This is a genomic window from Bradyrhizobium sp. CCBAU 11430, from assembly GCF_028128855.1.
Lineage (GTDB): Bacteria > Pseudomonadota > Alphaproteobacteria > Rhizobiales > Xanthobacteraceae > Bradyrhizobium > Bradyrhizobium ottawaense.
Genome location: NZ_LBJV01000068.1, coordinates 217,438 through 234,281, shown reverse-complemented (window position 1 = coordinate 234,281; position 16,844 = coordinate 217,438). Strand labels below are relative to the sequence as shown.

The window sequence follows — 16,844 nt, the reverse complement described above, 5'->3', positions numbered from 1 at the left end:
AAGAGTGTTGTTGAAGGTGAATAAAAAGCCGCCAAGCGGCCTCACGGCTCTAAGGCCGAAAAAGATGGCGACGCCGCTAGTGGGCCCGGCGCGCGCCGAAGGGTGCATGTCACGTCGGGATGAGCACATCCCTACGTGTCAATACGGTCCCACCTGCGCGCGGGGACGCTTGTCTACGAAAAAATCAGGTCGCTAGCTCAGAAATTTCACGCCGAGACGGCGCTCGTCGCGCCAAATTACCGAGCAGCCAATGTCTACACCGGCACTTGGAACACGCAGGCTGAAGGCTGCGGGCACGAAAGGCGCGTTATCGATTTGGACTATGGCAGAGGAATCGGTGAGGTGGCGGACCTTGCACCGGACAGGACTGCCGTCGACAAATATCTGTCCAGCATAGACATTGCGTCGCCGCTCGTTCGCCACGTCTTGAAGACTCCCCCGCTATAGCGCGGAGGGATATTCTTCGAAGATTCCGGTCTCAAATGAGGCTAGACCATGGTTTCATTGCTAGACTGCGATCTTCTCCAGCACGACCAGTGCTGAGTCCTGCAGTGCCACGCCCTTGCGCTCGCCTGCCTTGCCGGTGCCCCAGCCCCGTTTTGCGCCAATCTCGCGCGCGTTCAGACCGTCTAAGCTGGCTTACAATACCGCTAGGTGATCGCCCAACGCAGCTTGAACGCGTGGCGCGTCCGTGTCGGCCACGATGGCATTCTCAGCCGCGTCTGGCGCACCGACGAAGCTGTCCTTCGCTGCGGTCGGATTGCTGTGCACGCGATAGGCTAGGAACTCAGCACCGTGCGCAACGGCAGTTGGGCACCGTTCTGCTGGCGCAAGGCCGGCATTGGTACGGGCTTCGGCGAATGTGGCGCGCGAACCTAGAGCCGTGCGGTCTATCTCCATCCCTCGATTGTCATTGCATGCGCACAGACTCTGCGTCCAATGGGCTGAGCGCATGCGTCGATAATCCTCACCCTCGGAGCCACGCTCACGATAGGTCGACAGCATCGGAAACCCGCCGCTACCACGAATAGAAAGGTGCCACTGATTGTCGGCCTGCCGCTCTTCATCGCTTATGCGCCGGCCGCCCTTCGCTTGCCTGAATAGCTCAGCGGCTTCGTGCCAACGGTTGTCCGAGCCGCGCCATTTTACAACGCGCCCGTTCTCAACCTTGATGTAGCTCCTAGCAGCTGCGTCCAGTTCCGCGGGGGTAATCGGGCCGTAGCCGCCGCGGATCCCAATGGCGCCTTTCACGGCAATCCGCACTATCTCGTCGGGACTCGGCCGGATCTGCACGATCCTATCAACTTGTGTGCTGCCGACCTCGTTATCGTTGGCTGCGAACCATGCCGAAGGCGCGAGCGGAGCGGCACGCAAATCTGAACGCCTGCCTGCACGGGCAAGGCGACGTAGGATATTCATTGTCTCAATTCCCATTCCAATCTAGATGACGCGCCGCTTGGCCCGATCGCCTACATCCTGCGGGCTCGCGTCAAGCTGTTGCGGGACCTGCACGCCGCAGGGCCGGCGCATGTACGAGTTTGGGCGCCGCGATGTCAGGCAACCTCTCAGACCTCGTTAACGCCTACAACTTCGCCAAGCGACTCAAAGCTCTCAAAGGCCTCACACCGTTCGAGTTCATCTGCAGTGTCCGGCCCGCACCAGGCCTTGCTTTTTCGTCCACCGACCTCCCGCGCATTGCCGCCTGGCTAGTCGGTTGCGGATGTGCTCCGTCAAGCAGCTAACAAGCTGGCGGATTATCTGCGAAGCGAAGCCATCACCCATGCTACGCTGCCTCAAGCCTTGGTTTTAGGAAAAGCTGGAAGGTTTGGAATCGCAGCCTCTCATTCTTGCTGGAGAGCTGCCGAAGGCTGAACTCATCCGACGCCGGCCTACAACATTTATTGTCAACACCTATGGACGCCTACCGATCTTCGCCCACGTAGTTGCTTGTTTCGGTGATCGTCCTTGTCGTCGGTGTTGTTGTTTGAGCTCTGTCTGGTTCACCACATCGATGCCTCAAGTCGAACAGTAAAACTCCTCTATCACGGCTATAAGCGCGTCGTTCTTTGAGGAACTCTCGCGCAACATCGTTGGCACGTCGGTTGCTTAAGATGCGTAGAACTCTGTGACAATCATCTCGTTTCGGTTCGGATTAGACGTTCGCAATCGGTCCAAATGTAGAAGCGATGGCGTTGTCGCAATCAGGTGCTTGGAGGTGTCGTCTAACCGCTCGGGCTTATCGGCGGGCTCTCTCTCCTTGAAATCACCCCGACGTTGCGGGTGGCGACAGGCACGGAGGATGTTGATGTTTGGTTCGGCGGCTCAGATGGTCGGCCCGTGGATGCGCGGGCACTCGCGAGGAATTCCGGCATGGATCTAGGCCACCGCCTCCGGAACTTAAGCGAAGCTGAGGCGAGAAGCACAGCAGCTGCCCATGAATTGTTGACATCTCGTGAAGAGTTCTGGCGACAGCGACTAGAGCAGTTCAACGTACTTCAGCTTCCGTTTTCGTCGGTAGAAGGCAAGGCTCCGGGGACATGGCAGTCGAGCGGTTGGCTCGTGCCGAGTGCGTTGGCTGAGCTATCTCCCAGTGATCGCGCGGAATTCTTGCTAACTGCTTGGCTGGTCTATCTCGCCCGAATCACGGGGGATTCAGAGCTTCAATTGGGATGGACTCCCGTGCCGAGTAGATCGCGAGCCGGCGTGAAAGCGCTCTAGGTGCTTGTCGCGTCTGTCGTGCCGATGGCAATTACTATCGACCTCGATAATGATTTCGCACAGGCGCGGGCGGCGGTCGCGGCCGAATTCGCTCAGCTGAACGAGCAGGATACCTTTGCGCGGGATCTTATTGCGCGATGCCCGACGTTGCGCGGGGTGGAGGCGCTACGATTGCGCCGGCCCTGGCCGGTTGGCGTTACGCTTACCGGAGAGAGCTGTTCTGCTGCTGAAGAGTCGGCTTCGAGCTCCAGTTCTGAGGTAGCTCGCTCCGGTGAGTTGCTAACGCTCGAGATTTGCGCTCTGGACGGGAACTTCCGATGGCACTTTGATGCAAGTCGCCTGGAGCCGAATCAGATCGAACGTATGACACAGCATTTGCAGAGCTTGTTGTTTGCTGTGAAGGCCGATGCGCAGCACCCAGTGTCGCGGGTTGAGCTGTTGTCATCCTCTGAGCGAGCGTATCTGCTGGAGGAGCTGAACCGGACGGCTGCGACCTATCCGTCGGACCGGTGCATCCATGAGCTGTTCGAGACCCAGGTGCGCCAGGTGCCGGATGCGGTGGCGGTGGTCTATCGGGACCAGCGCGTAAGCTATGGCGAACTCAATGCGCGGGCCAACCGCCTGGCGCATCATCTGATCGCAATTGGAGTGAAGCCGGACCAGCCGGTGGCGATTTGCCTGCAGCGCAGTCCGATGATGGTGGTGGGGCTGTTAGCGATCCTCAAGGCGGGTGGGGCCTATGTGCCGCTGGACCCGGCCTATCCGAGTGCGCGGCTGCACCAGGTGATCGAGGATGCCGCTCCGCAGTTGCTGCTGGCCGATGCGGCCGGCCGCGCCGCGCTCGGCGCTGAGGCGCTGGCCGATGTGACGGTGGTCGATCTGGCGGAGGCGACGCCGGAATGGGCAAATCTGCCAGCCTCGGATCCGGACCCGCGCGCGCTTGGGCTGACCTCGCGCCATCTCGCCTATGTCATTTACACCTCGGGGTCGTCAGGCATGCCTAAGGGCGTGGAAATGCCCCACAGGTCGCTTATGAATTTGCTCTGGTCCTCGCCGGAGTGTGACGCGCCAAAACGACGTACCCTTCAGTTCACGACTTTGAATTTCGACGTCTCGTTCCAGGAATTGTTCAGTTGCTGGAGGGACGGCGGGCTGCTCGTGCTGGTGCGGGAAGAGATCCGTGCCGATTTCTCCGAGTTGTTGGACTTTGTCTGGAGAGAAGAGATCGAAAGGCTTTTCCTTCCATTCGTGGCCTTGAATCATTTTGCCGAAGTTTGGTGCGCTCGGGGGACCCTGCTGCCTTCTTTGAGGGAAGTCTATACAGCGGGTGAGGCATTACGAGCCACCCCCGAGATCAGATCGTTCTTCGAAACGCACCCGAGAGCAAGGTTGATAAATCAGTATGGGCCCACGGAAACCCACGTTGTTACTGAGCACCATCTCGCGGCTGATCCATCATGCTGGCCGCAATTGCCTCCGATTGGCCGTCCGATTGCGAACACGCGGGTGTACCTGCTGGACGGACACGGTGCGCCGGTTCCGTTTGGGGCCGCGGGTGAGCTTTACATTGGCGGAGCGGGGGTGGCGCGCGGCTATCTGAACCGGCCGGAGCTGACTGCGGAGCGGTTCATCGCCAGCCCGTTTGTCGATGGCGACCGGCTGTACCGCACTGGCGACCTGGCGCGCTATTTGCCGGACGGCAATCTTGAGTTTTTGGGCCGCAACGACGATCAGGTGAAGATCCGCGGCTTCCGGATTGAGCCGGGCGAGATTGCGGCGCGGCTCATCGAGCATGCCTGGGTGCGCGATGCGGTGGTGGTGGCGCAGCAGGATGGCACCGGCGAGAAGCGGCTGGTGGCCTATGTGGTGTGTGCGCCTGAAGCTCGATCGGATGAGCGGGATGTAACTGGAGCTGAGCTGGCCGCCACGTTGCGGGCGCATGTGGGCGCGCATCTGCCAGACTACATGATGCCGGCGGCGTTTGTACGGCTGGCGGCCCTCCCGCTGACCGTGAATGGCAAGCTCGATCGCAAGGCGCTGCCGGCGCCGGACGATGAGGCGTATGCGCATAGCGCCTATGAGCCGCCCCAAGGCGAGATCGAGGGGGCGCTGGCACAGATCTGGGCCGAGCTTCTCGGTGTGGAGCGGGTCGGACGCCACGACCACTTCTTCGAACTGGGCGGCCACTCGCTCTTGGCGGTGCAGCTGCTGGAGCGGCTGCGGCGGCGGTCGCTGGGGGTCGAGGTGCGGACCTTGTTTGCAAAGCCCGTGCTGGCGGATCTTGCCGCGAGCCTCGGCAGTCATCACGAGGTGGCGGTCCCGGCCAACCTGATCAGCGAACAGAGTCCGGCGATCACGCCAGAGATGCTGCCGCTGATTGAGCTGACGCAGGGCGAGATCGAGCGGATCGTCGCCACAGTGCCCGGTGGCGTCGGCAACATCCAGGACATTTATGGCTTGTCGCCGCTGCAGGACGGCATCCTGTTCCATTATCTGTTGGCGACAAAGGGCGATCCGTACCTGCTGGTATCGCAGATGGGGTTTGCCGATCGTGACCTGTTGGAGCGCTATCTTGTCGCGGTTCAGCGGGTGGTGGATCGGCACGATATCCTGAGGACGTCATTTGTCTGGGAAGGGCTGTCGCGCCCGGCCCAGGTGGTGTGGCGGAAGGCGCGACTGGAGGTGATCGAGGTCCAGCTGGATGCCGCTCATGGCGGTGGAGCCGAGCAGCTTAAGGATCGGTTTGATCCGCGCCAGCACCGCATCGATCTTGGCCGAGCGCCCTTGTTGCGGTTTGTGATCGCGCGCGAGCCCGGCAGCGCGCGCTGGCTGCTGTTGCAGCTGCAGCATCACCTGATCGGGGATCACACCACGCTGGAGGTGATGCACGCCGAGGTCCGGGCCGTGCTGGCGGGATGCGAGCATGAGCTGGCAGCCCCGCAGCCGTTCCGTAACCTGGTGGCGGCGGCACGGCTGGGCGTTGGAGCAAAGGCGCATGAAGAGTTCTTCCGGACGATGGTGGGGGACATCGCTGAGCCGACCACGCCGTTTGGGCTGAGCGAGGTCCACGGCGACGGCCGCGGGGCTCATGAGGCGCAGCGGATGCTGCCGCAGGCGCTCAACGCGCGATTGCGCAGCCTGGCGCGGCGGCTTGGGGTGAGCCTGGCGAGCCTGTGCCATCTGGCGTGGGGGCAGGTGGTGGCGCGCAGCAGCGGTCGCGAGCAGGTGGTGTTCGGCACGGTGCTGTTCGGCCGCCTGCAGGGCAACGCCGGAGCCGACCGCGCCATGGGGCTGTTCATCAATACCCTGCCGCTGCGGCTTGATCTTGATGGGACCGCGGTCGAGGCGAGCGTGCGAACCACGCATGCCCGGTTGGCCGAGCTGCTGGCACATGAGCATGCTTCGCTGGCGCTGGCGCAGCGCTGCAGCGGCGTTGCGGCGCCGGCACCGCTGTTCAGCGCGCTGTTGAACTACCGCCACAACACGCCGGCGGCGATCTCCGCCTCCGCAGCCGATGAGGTGCTGTCCGGCGTGGAATGGCTGGGCGAGGAGGAGCGCACCAACTATCCGCTGACCTTGTCGGTGGAGGATTTTGGCGAGGCGCTCGGGCTGACGGCGCAGGTGACGGAGGGCGTCTCGGCGGATCGGATCTGCGGCTACATGCAGCGGGCGCTCGAGCAGCTGGCAGAGGCGCTGGAGCGGGCGCCGAACACGCCGGTGCGGGAGCTGGACATCCTGCCACCTGACGAGCGGGCGTATCTGTTGGAGGAGCTGAACCGGACGGCTGCGACCTATCCGTCGGACCGGTGCATCCATGAGCTGTTCGAGACCCAGGTGCGCCAGGTGCCGGATGCGGTGGCGCTGGTCTATCGGGACCAGCGCGTAAGCTATGGCGAACTCAATGCGCAGGCCAACCGCCTGGCGCATCATCTGATCGGGCTCGGAGTGAAGCCGGACCAGCCGGTGGCGATCTGCCTTGAGCGCAGCATCGCGATGGTGGTCGGGCTGCTGGCGATCCTCAAGGCGGGTGGGGCCTATCTGCCGCTGGACCCGGCCTATCCGAGTGCGCGGCTGCACCAGGTGATCGAGGATGCCGCTCCGCAGTTGCTGCTGGCCGATGCGGCCGGCCGCGCCGCGCTCGGCGCTGAGGCGCTGGCCGATGTGACGGTGGTCGATCTGGCGACGGCAACGCCGGAATGGACAAATCTGCCGGCGTCGGATCCGGACCCGCGCGCGCTTGGGCTGACCTCGCGCCATCTCGCCTATGTGATCTACACCTCGGGATCCACAGGTACGCCCAAAGGCGTCATGCTTGAGCATCGCGGCCTGGTGAATCATACGATCTGGCAGGTCGATCAATTCCAGTTCACGGCCCACGACATCTTCTTGCAGCGAACCTCCTTCGCTTTTGATGCTGCCGTATGGGAGCTATGGACAGCTTTGTCGATTGGAGCACGTTTGATCCTTCTTCCTCTCGACCGGCAATCAGACATTCGAACAATTTTAGATCTATTGCACAACTACCGAGTCACAGTTCTGCAAGTGGTTCCGTCGCTTCTTTCAGCATTGCTTACAGTCGCTGAGGTTGAGCAGCAGCAAATCGCTTCTTTGCGCTACCTATTCTGTGGTGGAGAGCTCCTCCGAAAAGAGTTAGTCAACAGATGGTTGCAACTGGGATCGCAGGTACTTGTCAATCTCTATGGGCCTACCGAGGCGACAATTGACGCGGCGGCTTGGCTTTGTCGCGCTAGGTTTGACGGGGCAGTTGTCCCAATTGGGTGCCCGATCGCGAACACGCGGATCTATCTGCTGGACGGTGATGGCGCGCCCGTTCCGTTTGGCGCGGTGGGGGAGCTCTACATTGGCGGGGCGGGGGTGGCACGCGGCTATTTGAACCGGCCCGAGCTGACGGCGGAGCGGTTCATCGCCAGTCCCTTTGTGGACGGCGACCGGCTGTACCGCACCGGCGACCTGGCGCGCTATCTGCCGGACGGCAATCTGGAGTTTTTGGGCCGCAACGACGACCAGGTGAAGATCCGCGGCTTCCGGATCGAGCCCGGTGAGATCGCGGCGCGGCTTGCCGAGCACCCGTTCGTACGCGAGGCGGTGGTGGTGGCCCACGAGGGCCCCGCCGGCGACAAGCACCTTGTCGCCTATGTGGTTGTGGCTGCTGAGCATGCGCTCGAAGCTGAGGGGCCTGACCTGGCCGGGGCCTTGCGCGCACACATAGGTGCGCACCTGCCGGACTACATGGTGCCATCGGCGTTCGTCCGGCTGGCGGCGCTGCCGCTGACGGTGAACGGCAAGCTCGACCGCAAGGGCCTGCCGGCGCCGGAGGATGAGGCGTATGCGCATCGCGCCTACGAGGCGCCGCAAGGCGAGATCGAGACCGCGCTGGCAAAGATCTGGGCCGAGCTTCTCGGGGTAGCGCGGGTCGGACGCCACGACCACTTCTTTGCGCTCGGCGGCCACTCGCTGTTGGCGGTGCAACTGCTCAGTCGAGCACTAGAAGCTGGGCTGACGTTTAGCGCTGCCGACCTCTTCCAAGCCCCTGTTCTGAGTGAGCTTGCATCGAAGATTCGTTTGAAGCGACAGCCCAGCAGTCCGCAAGTGATTTCCGTTCTGGAAACGGGATCACAGCCACCGCTCTTCTTTGTTCCCACAGGGTTGGGCGATTGTTCCTATGTCCTCCCCCTTGTGAAGGAAATGGACCTAGAGTGTCCGGTCTATGCTTTGCCATGGCCGCATTTCGACGACGTACATCCACCAACTCTTGAGGCAATAGCTGCGGAAGTAATGCTAGCAGTTAGAGAAATCCAGCCACATGGACCGTATCGCTTTGCTGGATACTCATCAGGGGCAATCTTGGCTTACGCAATTGCGCAGCAGTTGCTGAATCTGAATGAACCTGTGTCATTCATGGCCTTTATGGATGCTGCGTTACCTGCAAATCGACGAAGGTTATCGCTGACCCAAATGGCACAGGAAGTGCTACTGGATTCTATGGAATTCTTGGAAGATGAGAGCTTCCGATTCTTAGAACGTTTTGCTGCAAACAGCTCGATTGGCCAACTGATTCAAAAGGCACAGCAAATTGGGGCGATACCCCTGGATCGTGATCTAGAAAGCCTTGTTCTGACGTATGAAAAGGCCGCGCAGTTCCAAAGGGCACTGGAATTGTATGAAGTTCCACCTCTTGGAATCGAGATCAACCAGTTTTATGTCAACGCACCTGTCCGCAGCCGTCGTGCACGACGTTCAATAGGTCAGGAAGCAAGTTCGCCGTCGCGGGGGTGGGACAGGGTTTTGCGTCCCGAGGCCATTCACGCCGTGTCCGTTCCGGGTGACCACACGACGATGATGAACATCCCAGAAAACCGCCGAGTTCTGGCTCGATGCCTTTTGATGGCCTTGACCAACTCACCAGACCGTCGGCGGCAATCGCAGGTGCCGCAGCGCTAGTCTAGAAAAGGATACGGGCAACATTTCTCTGCACAGCAAGCATGACGAGTAGACCAACGACCAGAAATGGTCCGAACGGGTTCGACGTTCGTGCGGTGACGCCTTGCCCGACGACATGGCGGCAGAGTACTGTGGATCGGCGCGGCTTTTTGACCCCCGACCGGGGCCAACATTGCAAAAATGCGTAAGCGCCTGGATGCATTTTTTTGGCGCGAGAAGCCCGCCGATTCAAGATGCCTTTTGTGCAGCTGATTTGAGTAGGATCATGACGCTTCGTAGACTGCGACAATTCTGGTTGGATCTGCAGGAATTGTCTGAGCGAAAAGCCGAGTAGCAGGCAGACATGGCGCAGAATATTTAAGACGATCCCGATTTCTTCGCTGGCTACAGCCAGTTGCCCTGACAGGTGCATGGGCTGGACGGCGCCCCTGAATGGCCCGCGATCCGGGCTATGCTGCCCGATCTGGGTGGGAAACGTGTCGTCGATCTGGAATGTGCCTTCCGCTGGGCCTCGCGCTGGATGCGCGAGCAGGGTGCGGCTCGGTTCCGGGTCTGGATCTGTGGCAAAACATGATCGAGCGTTGCGGGAGAGACACGGCGGATAGGATATCGAGTATCGCATCGCCGATCTCGACACGCTGGACCTACCTTAGACGGCTTTCGACCTCGCCTACTGCGCGCTGACCCTTTCACTATGTTCAGGATTTTTGGCCGCCGCGTGCATGTCATCCGCAAAGCACTGGTTCCTGACGGGCATTTTTCCTTACGATAGAGCATCAAAACAGCGAGCGTGAACAGCAACCAGCAGCAAAAGCCGATGCCGACGAGGACAAGCATTGGTCCAAAGATGATCATGGTGCTGGTCTCGGTGAGATAAAAGTCTGACGGTCGCGCCTTCCATACGTGATCGGCTAGAATGGATAGTCAGTCGATGTGCGGTTGGGAGGCCGATCTGGCGGAAAGGGCGCACCAACCGCTCGCTGATCACCATGCTCGAGATTGCCGGATATGGTGCTGCTGCACGACGGAGGAACGGGCAACGAAGGCGAAGCCTGGCGCATCGTTCCGCGTTGCCTTGAGCAGCGCCTTCCGTTTGTTGCCGAGCAGGCGCAAGTAATTCGTTCTGCCACGTTCCACGAAACGCAAAAAATTTGCGTGATAAACAATCTGGCCGGCGTCGGTATCTTCAAAGTAGACACGGACCTGCATGTCGTGCCGTCCGTCTCGAACTTTGCCGTCAAGAGAGACTGTCACAGCGCGGTTCCTCTTATTGCGCGTACAGGGACCCTTGTCTCACACAGACGGGGGTTTTCTGAGCAAGCGCCAAAATCTTGAGCTTGGCTCGAGCCACCGGAAGCTGAGTCAGGGGCCTGAATGCGGCAGGCGTTACGCTGCTGACGTCGACTTCGGACGAATATATGCAAGATCTATAGTGAACGCGTATTGCGGGTATCCAACCACAGCGCGCACAAGAACGTAAGCGGAGTTCTGCTGCTGAAGCCGCATCTCTGGATTTCGCGATGAGCGATGGCAGCCCCTTTCATCGGCAATCCTTAGACCAACTATCCGCTTCCCAAGGACTCTATACCACTGCGTTTTACACGGTGAACAACGCATCGGGCGACGGTGTTGCGTCGGATCGGACCGCGGCATCGCGCGCACGCCGCCGCCTCCCGCGCGTTCAGGCCAGCGCACGTTAGCCTCCTCCCGCAGCGTCGCTGCGGTAGCGGCTGGTCGAGGTCTGGTAGTACTGCGCGCGGATGGCCGCCATGGTCTCGATCAACGGTGCCCAGGGCGCAGGAAAGCGTTCTTTCGCTATCACCCGCTCCAGCATGCGAGTATGCCCGGCCAGCTCGTCATTGAGGAACTCCACCACAGGCATAGCCGGATAGCGCTGCAGCAGCAGGATCGCCGCGTTGTCGGCCTCGCCGGCCGAGCTGTCCATGTCGCGTCCATGCAGATCGTTCTGCAGGCGCCCTATCGCGGAGATGAGCCGCAGGACCTGGCGAAACGCCGGACGCGCGCGCAAGGTCGCCATGTCCAGTCCCCACAGCAACGACAGGCAACAGAACACGTTCGCGTAGGCGATCGAATCGATGCCGTTGTGCAGGTACTCGGCGTAGGACCAGCGTCCCGCCCCTGCCGCCCGCGCGTGTCCTGCGCGCAGCGCCGCGCAGTAGCACCGGGTATCGTCGAGAAGCTGAGCATAGTCGCGAGGATCGTAGGCGAGCGCGGCCAGCGAAGCGCGCAGCACAGCGCAACCCTCGAATCCGGGGAACGCGCACGGCACGCCCTGCCCCAGTGCTTGCTCCACCGCGGCGAGCTGCTCCGGTGCGATCAGGCCAAGGTCGTTGCAATCGTCGAGCCAGAACAGCAGCGCCAGTTCGCGATAGAACGCCACGGTCAGCGTTTCGTCCTGCGGATCGCGGCCGGTGCGGGCGCTGATGTCGTGCAGGCTCGGGTGGATGCGCTGCAGGATGTACTGGCCGCCCCTGACCGCTTCCGCGGCGTGCTCATCGGCGAACCCGGTCAGGGAACGCCCCCACTCCAGCACCTGCTGCAGCGCTCGTTCGGTCTGAATCATGGCGCCGCTCCTGTTCCCTCGGCGAGGACGCGGCGCCCCCAACCAAGCGCCAGCCACAACCCGGCGAGTTCGGCCACGCGCACGACCCGGGTGGGGCAATAGAGTTCCTTGCCGATCCACAGCGGAGTCTGCGGCAATGTGTGCGCCGCATGGCGGGCGAGCATCCACTCCAGCGCACGCGCCACCGCCTGCGCAATGCACTGCCGCCCTGTCGGCTCTTCACTCCCGTCCATCACGTGCAACGCGAACAGCGCATAGGCAGTTTCCTCGAATGTGGACGCGCGACCGGCGCCCCAGCCGCCGTCGTCGCGCTGCGCCTGCAGCAGCGCCGCCAGCGCGCGCTCGTCGCGCCACCGGGGCTTGCCTTGCGCCAGCGCTGCGACCGCATGCGCGGTGGGATACAGCCATGAAACGTGCCATTTTTCGTTGTCCCAGAGACCGTGCGGGTTGCGATTGGCCTCGACGTAAGCGCTGGTGCCGACGGCGGGCTTTCCCAACAGTCGCAACGCATGCAGGGCATGGATGTTGGTCGACACCGAGGCATTGCGCTCGCCGGAGAAGGTGACGAACAGCTCGCCGATTTCGAAATGGCGCAACGCATCGACCGCCCGGTCGCGGCCTGCAAGGCGCAGGACGCACAACGCAACGGCGGTGTCGTCCGCATCTGCCGCGAAGTGCACGGCCGGACCCAGACCGCGCACGCCAAGGCGGGCGTCGAGCTGCGCGACGATCACGCGCACCGCTCCGGCGAGCGCGGGATGCGCAAACAGACCGGCCAGATGCAATGTGTACAGCGACCAGCATGGCTCGAACACATTGATCGGCCAGACGTTGGGAACGACACCTTCGATGCCGCTGCGCGTCGCTCGCGATGCCGCCTGCAGATACGCGTCGGCGCGCCCGACCTGCTGCGTGCTCCCCTGTGTCACGGCGTGCGCACGCCACGCGGCGGTGGCTGCCGGACTGATGCCGATGCTGCCGTCATCATCAGGCCATGCGGTGGTCGGCGACGTCCCCCAGGCTTCCCAGGAGTGCAGCAACGGATGGCCGCTCGGCAACGTCGCCACGGCTCCCAGCTTGACCCGCGCTTGCCGCAACGGCAGCAGCGCCTGGTGGCGCGGAAACGCCTCGCCGCCCGGCAGGGATGCGGCCTCATCGCAAAACCGCGGCAGGATCAGCTCCGCGCCGATCGGCGCGTCGTCCGGCACCGCATGCGCATAGGGATCGGGCTGGCGCTGGAGGAACCGCGTTGCAGCCTGGACAGCGTCGGCAGCGCCGGGAAGAGCGTCGACACGCTGCAATGCCAGCAACGCCGCCCACGTCGGCGCATGACGGAACAGCGGGAAGTCCGCGCTTCCCCATCCGCCATCGGCCTGTTGCTGCGCGATGAGCCACGCGTATGCGTCCTGGCGACCGGTGACGTTGCCGTGGAACTGCAGAGCTCGCGCCGTGTCGTAGACGGATGGACCGACGCTGCCGCCATCGCGCATCTCGCTCAGCAGGTGGCGCAATTCGGAAAGGATCTGTTCAGCCAGCGCGTTCACGCGGGATGTTCCTTCTGCAGACGGTTGACGGGAACCAGATCGGGCAGACGCCGCGCACGTCGCCGCAGGCCCGTCGCGGGCGTGCTGGGCACCGCTGCGATCGGCGCCGCGGACTCGGACACAGTGCAGCATGCACCGCTGCCGCCGGCCGATCGCAGCGGCACAGGGGCGACTCCATGCGGACGGGCGCGCTCATGCGCATGGCGCGTGCTTGAACAGATACGCGTTGGCCCGCTGCAGGATCTGCGCCAACCGCTCCGCACGCGGCCCCAACGGGGCGACGGCCTCCCCGGCGTCGCGCAACAGATCCGGCACGAACTGGCGCGCTGCCTGCAGCCCCATGATCGACGCGCAGGTCGGCTTCCGCGCCGCCGCGTCCTTGCCGGGGGTCTTGCCCAGCGTCGCGGTATCCGCTGTCGCGTCGAGAATGTCGTCGATCACCTGCAACGCCAGGCCGAAACAGGCGCTGTAGCGATCGAGCGCACAGTACAGCGCAGCGTGCGCGGCATCCTCCGAGATGGCGCATAGCGCGCCCATGCGAACGGATGCGCGCACTAGCGCTCCGCACTTCATCCGGTGCATCACCAGGATCCTGTCCAGCTCGACGTGCTTTCCAACCAGCGACAGATCCATGGCCTGCCCGCCCGCGGCACCCTCGGCGGACACCGCCTGCGCCAGTTCGCGCACGAGCGCGATGCGGTTGTCGCCCGGTGCATCCAGGCTCGCCAGGGTCAGGAAGGCGTGCGTCTGCAGCGCATCGCCGACCAGGATCGCGGTGGCTTCGCCGAACTTGACGTGCACGGTCGGAAGGCCGCGGCGAAGCACGTCGTCGTCCATCGCGGGCAGATCGTCGTGGACCAACGTACAGGCGTGCATCATCTCGATGGCGGCACCGACGTCGTCGAGCATGTGCGCCGGCGCGTCGGCCAGTGCGCCGGCAGCCAAACAGAGCAAGGCGCGGGTGCGCTTGCCGCCATGCAAGGTGGCGTAGCGCATCGCCGCCATCAGCTCGGTCTCACCGTCGTCTTCGGCGCAGAGAAGACGCGCCAACGCCTGTTCGACCCGCTTTGCGCCGTCCTGCATCCAGATCTCGGGCAGCAGCCTGCCGGATGCGCCGCGCGCCTGGGCGCCCAATCCGCCGTTGGCGGAAACGCCAGCTCGGTCGTCGTGTGGCGTGTAACCGGTCTGCATGTTGTTCATGTCCTTGTACCTGCCAGGAGATGCCCACGGCGAGCGGCGAGCCGCCGCGGTGTTGCGGGCCTCGCACCGAGCGCGCGCGCCGAGTGCAGCAATGCCGCGCGTCGCCGGCACCGCTGCCTCACCACAGGGGGCATGCGATGCCAGCTCATGAGAATCCGATGCGGATAGTCATGGACGGATGTGCGGTCGGGTAATAGCGCCGGCCTTTTTCGACGCCGCTCAGCAACCGCGGTCGCACCCCGGCCTCGTGCATGGTCAGCGCCAAGGCGATACAGAACTGCACCAGTTCCAGCCATGCCAGGTGGTAGCCCATGCAGACGTGTGGGCCGGTACCGAACTGCAGCATGTCCACCGGCCGGATGGGCTCGGTGCGTTGCAGCCACCGCGCCAGCCGAAACCGATCAGGCGCCTCGTGCAGCAGTGCCGAGGTTGAGAAATGTAGCAGCGGGATGCACAGATCGGTACCCGCAGGAATGCGCCGTTGGCCGAGTCGCAATTCACGCACTGCGCGACGCACTAGGAGCGGCGTCGGCGGATGCACGCGCAGCGTCTCGCGGAACAGCGCCTCGGCGACCGGACACTGCACCAGGTCCGCGTGCCGGGTCGGCACCGCGCCTACGCGTTGCGCCTCCTCGACCAGGGCGTCCCACAACCCAGGCTGCCGCGCTAGCTCGATCACCATCCAGGCCATCGTCGAGGCGGTGGTGTCGTGACCACCAAGCAGCAGCAACCGGATATTGGCGACCAGAACGTCATCGGAAAGCGCATCGTCGCTGCGATCGAAGGCGCTCACCATGTCGTTGATCAACCCGGTGCGCGAGGCATGTTCGCGCGCGGCGCGGACGAACTCGCGCAACCGCGCATCGATCCAGTCGCGGGCGGCACGGCCGCGCCGCAAGGGCAGTCCGGGCAGGTCGACCGGGGGCGCGACGATCAACTGCAGCAGTTGCCGGTACTTGCGATGCCATCCCGGCAGGTCCTGCGCGGGGATTCCCATGAGACTGAAGATAAGCTTGAGCATCAGATCGCCGGTTTCGCGCAGGATGGTGACGTCGCCCTGGTCGCGCCACCTCTGCACGCGCGCCCGGATGACAGGCGCGAACAGCGCGCCGATGCCGGCCTGTGTCAGCCCCTTGGGCAGAAGCGCCGCCTGGATCGCATCGCGCGCCTGCCGGTGCGCGATGCCATCCTGGGCGACCAACGTTCCGCCAAACAATTCGGGCGCGATGTCTTCGATCAGCGCCGAGGACACGTCCTTATGCCGGAGCAGTGCGAGAGCATCCGGATCCATGCAGGTCATCAGGTGGCCGATAGGGCCAAAATCCAGCCAGAACTGGCTACCCAGCGTCCGTTCCGCGCGCCGCAGCAGGCGCGGCAGGTCTCTGGCGATGGCGGGAAGATGCCCGACCAGCGGGAAAGCGCCGGGCACGACCGGGATGTCGTGCCGCAGCCGATGCCGACGGTTCAGCGGGTTGAGCAGCATGTCCATCAGCAGCGCGGCGCCGCGTCTGCTTCGGCGGTCTCGCCGGCAGGCCGCGCCGCGCGGCTGTTGCCACCGTCGGCGTATGTCGGCACATGCGCCAGCATGCCGCCATCGATGCACACGACCTGGCCGGTGATGAACGCAGCATCGTCGGAGAGCAGGAACGCCACCAGCGCGGCCACGTCCTCGGGGCGGCCGACGCGCGGCAGGAGCTGGTGGCGCCGCAGATGCCGTTGCATGCACGCGTCCAGCTTGGCGAGGAGTCGCTCGGTCATGATGAGACCCGGCGCAACCGCATTGCAGCGGATCTGCGCATGACCGTACTGGGTGGCGAGTGAGGCCGACAGCATGTTCATCGCCGCCTTCGACGCGGCGTAGGATGTCAGCGCGGTGTCACCGCTGAGCCCCTGGCACGACGACATGTTGACGATCGCGCCACCGCCGCGGGCGATCATCCGGGGGATGGCCTGCCGGCAGCAGAGCAGCGTGCCACGCAGATTGGTCGCCATGGTCTGATCCCAGACCGCTAGGTCCAGCTCAAGGATCGCGCGGTCACGCGGGGTCAGATGCATCGCGCTCGCGTTGTTCACCAGCAGGTCGACCCCACCGAAGTGCCGCTCCGCCGTCCCGAACAGCGCTGCCACCGCCTGCGCATCGGCGATGTCGATCGCCAGGGCGCGCGCGTGGCCCGCTTCGGCCGCGATCTGCGCGGTGCAGGCGATAGCCGCCGAGCCATCAATGTCGGCCACCACCACTTTGCCGCCCTCGCGCGCGATGGCGAGGGCGCATGCCTTGCCGATGCCGGCGCCGGCGCCGGTCACCACGGCCACTTTGCCTTCAAACCGTCCCATCA

7 protein-coding genes and 1 pseudogene are annotated in these 16,844 nt (G+C 63.5%); 1 reads left to right on the top strand and 7 read right to left on the bottom strand.

The annotated features are described in order from the left end of the window. Positions 1-639: 639 nt before the first annotated feature. The gene (locus XI04_RS28180; RefSeq protein ID WP_271595674.1) at positions 640-1,419 is read right to left on the bottom strand and encodes a hypothetical protein; all 780 of its coding nucleotides are present in this window, start codon (positions 1,417-1,419) and stop codon (positions 640-642) included. A 1,323-nt stretch (positions 1,420-2,742) separates the two neighbouring features. Here XI04_RS28180 and XI04_RS28175 point away from each other — a divergent pair. Next, positions 2,743-9,180, top strand: coding sequence for a non-ribosomal peptide synthetase (locus tag XI04_RS28175; RefSeq protein WP_271595981.1), 6,438 nt, complete (start codon positions 2,743-2,745; stop codon positions 9,178-9,180). 1,020 nt (positions 9,181-10,200) lie between these two features. On the opposite strand, the pseudogene XI04_RS28165 reads toward XI04_RS28175, so the two are convergent. The 6 genes and pseudogenes from XI04_RS28165 to XI04_RS28140 all read right to left on the bottom strand — a co-directional run. Continuing rightward, a pseudogene (locus tag XI04_RS28165) lies at positions 10,201-10,434 on the bottom strand (4-hydroxybenzoyl-CoA thioesterase); the annotation flags it as partial. Between the two features lie 442 nt (positions 10,435-10,876). Further along, positions 10,877-11,764, bottom strand: a complete 888-nt coding sequence (locus tag XI04_RS28160; protein ID WP_271595675.1) for a terpene synthase family protein — start codon at positions 11,762-11,764, stop codon at positions 10,877-10,879. Further along, positions 11,761-13,308 carry a hypothetical protein gene (locus XI04_RS28155; RefSeq protein ID WP_271595676.1) on the bottom strand — a complete coding sequence of 516 codons (1,548 nt, stop codon included), beginning with the start codon at positions 13,306-13,308 and terminating at the stop codon, positions 11,761-11,763. The genes XI04_RS28160 and XI04_RS28155 overlap by 4 nt, the downstream gene beginning before the upstream one ends. A gap of 192 nt (positions 13,309-13,500) precedes the next feature. Next, on the bottom strand, positions 13,501-14,499 hold the full coding sequence (locus tag XI04_RS28150) for a polyprenyl synthetase family protein (RefSeq protein ID WP_271595982.1): 999 nt from the start codon (positions 14,497-14,499) through the stop codon (positions 13,501-13,503). 154 nt (positions 14,500-14,653) lie between these two features. Beyond that, positions 14,654-15,997: a cytochrome P450 gene (locus tag XI04_RS28145; protein WP_271595677.1), complete on the bottom strand. Its 1,344-nt coding sequence runs from the start codon at positions 15,995-15,997 to the stop codon at positions 14,654-14,656. Further along, the gene (locus XI04_RS28140; RefSeq protein ID WP_271595983.1) at positions 15,997-16,842 is read right to left on the bottom strand and encodes an SDR family oxidoreductase; all 846 of its coding nucleotides are present in this window, start codon (positions 16,840-16,842) and stop codon (positions 15,997-15,999) included. The genes XI04_RS28145 and XI04_RS28140 overlap by 1 nt, the downstream gene beginning before the upstream one ends. Between the last annotated feature and the right edge of the window lie 2 nt (positions 16,843-16,844).

Coding starts and splice junctions, on each gene's coding strand:
- XI04_RS28175 (WP_271595981.1), top strand. CDS start 2,743: ATGGCAATTACTATCGACCTCGATAATGATTTCGCACAGGCGCGGGCG.
- XI04_RS28140 (WP_271595983.1), bottom strand. CDS start 16,842: ATGGGACGGTTTGAAGGCAAAGTGGCCGTGGTGACCGGCGCCGGCGCC.
- XI04_RS28160 (WP_271595675.1), bottom strand. CDS start 11,764: ATGATTCAGACCGAACGAGCGCTGCAGCAGGTGCTGGAGTGGGGGCGT.
- XI04_RS28180 (WP_271595674.1), bottom strand. CDS start 1,419: ATGAATATCCTACGTCGCCTTGCCCGTGCAGGCAGGCGTTCAGATTTG.
- XI04_RS28145 (WP_271595677.1), bottom strand. CDS start 15,997: ATGGACATGCTGCTCAACCCGCTGAACCGTCGGCATCGGCTGCGGCAC.
- XI04_RS28150 (WP_271595982.1), bottom strand. CDS start 14,499: ATGCAGACCGGTTACACGCCACACGACGACCGAGCTGGCGTTTCCGCC.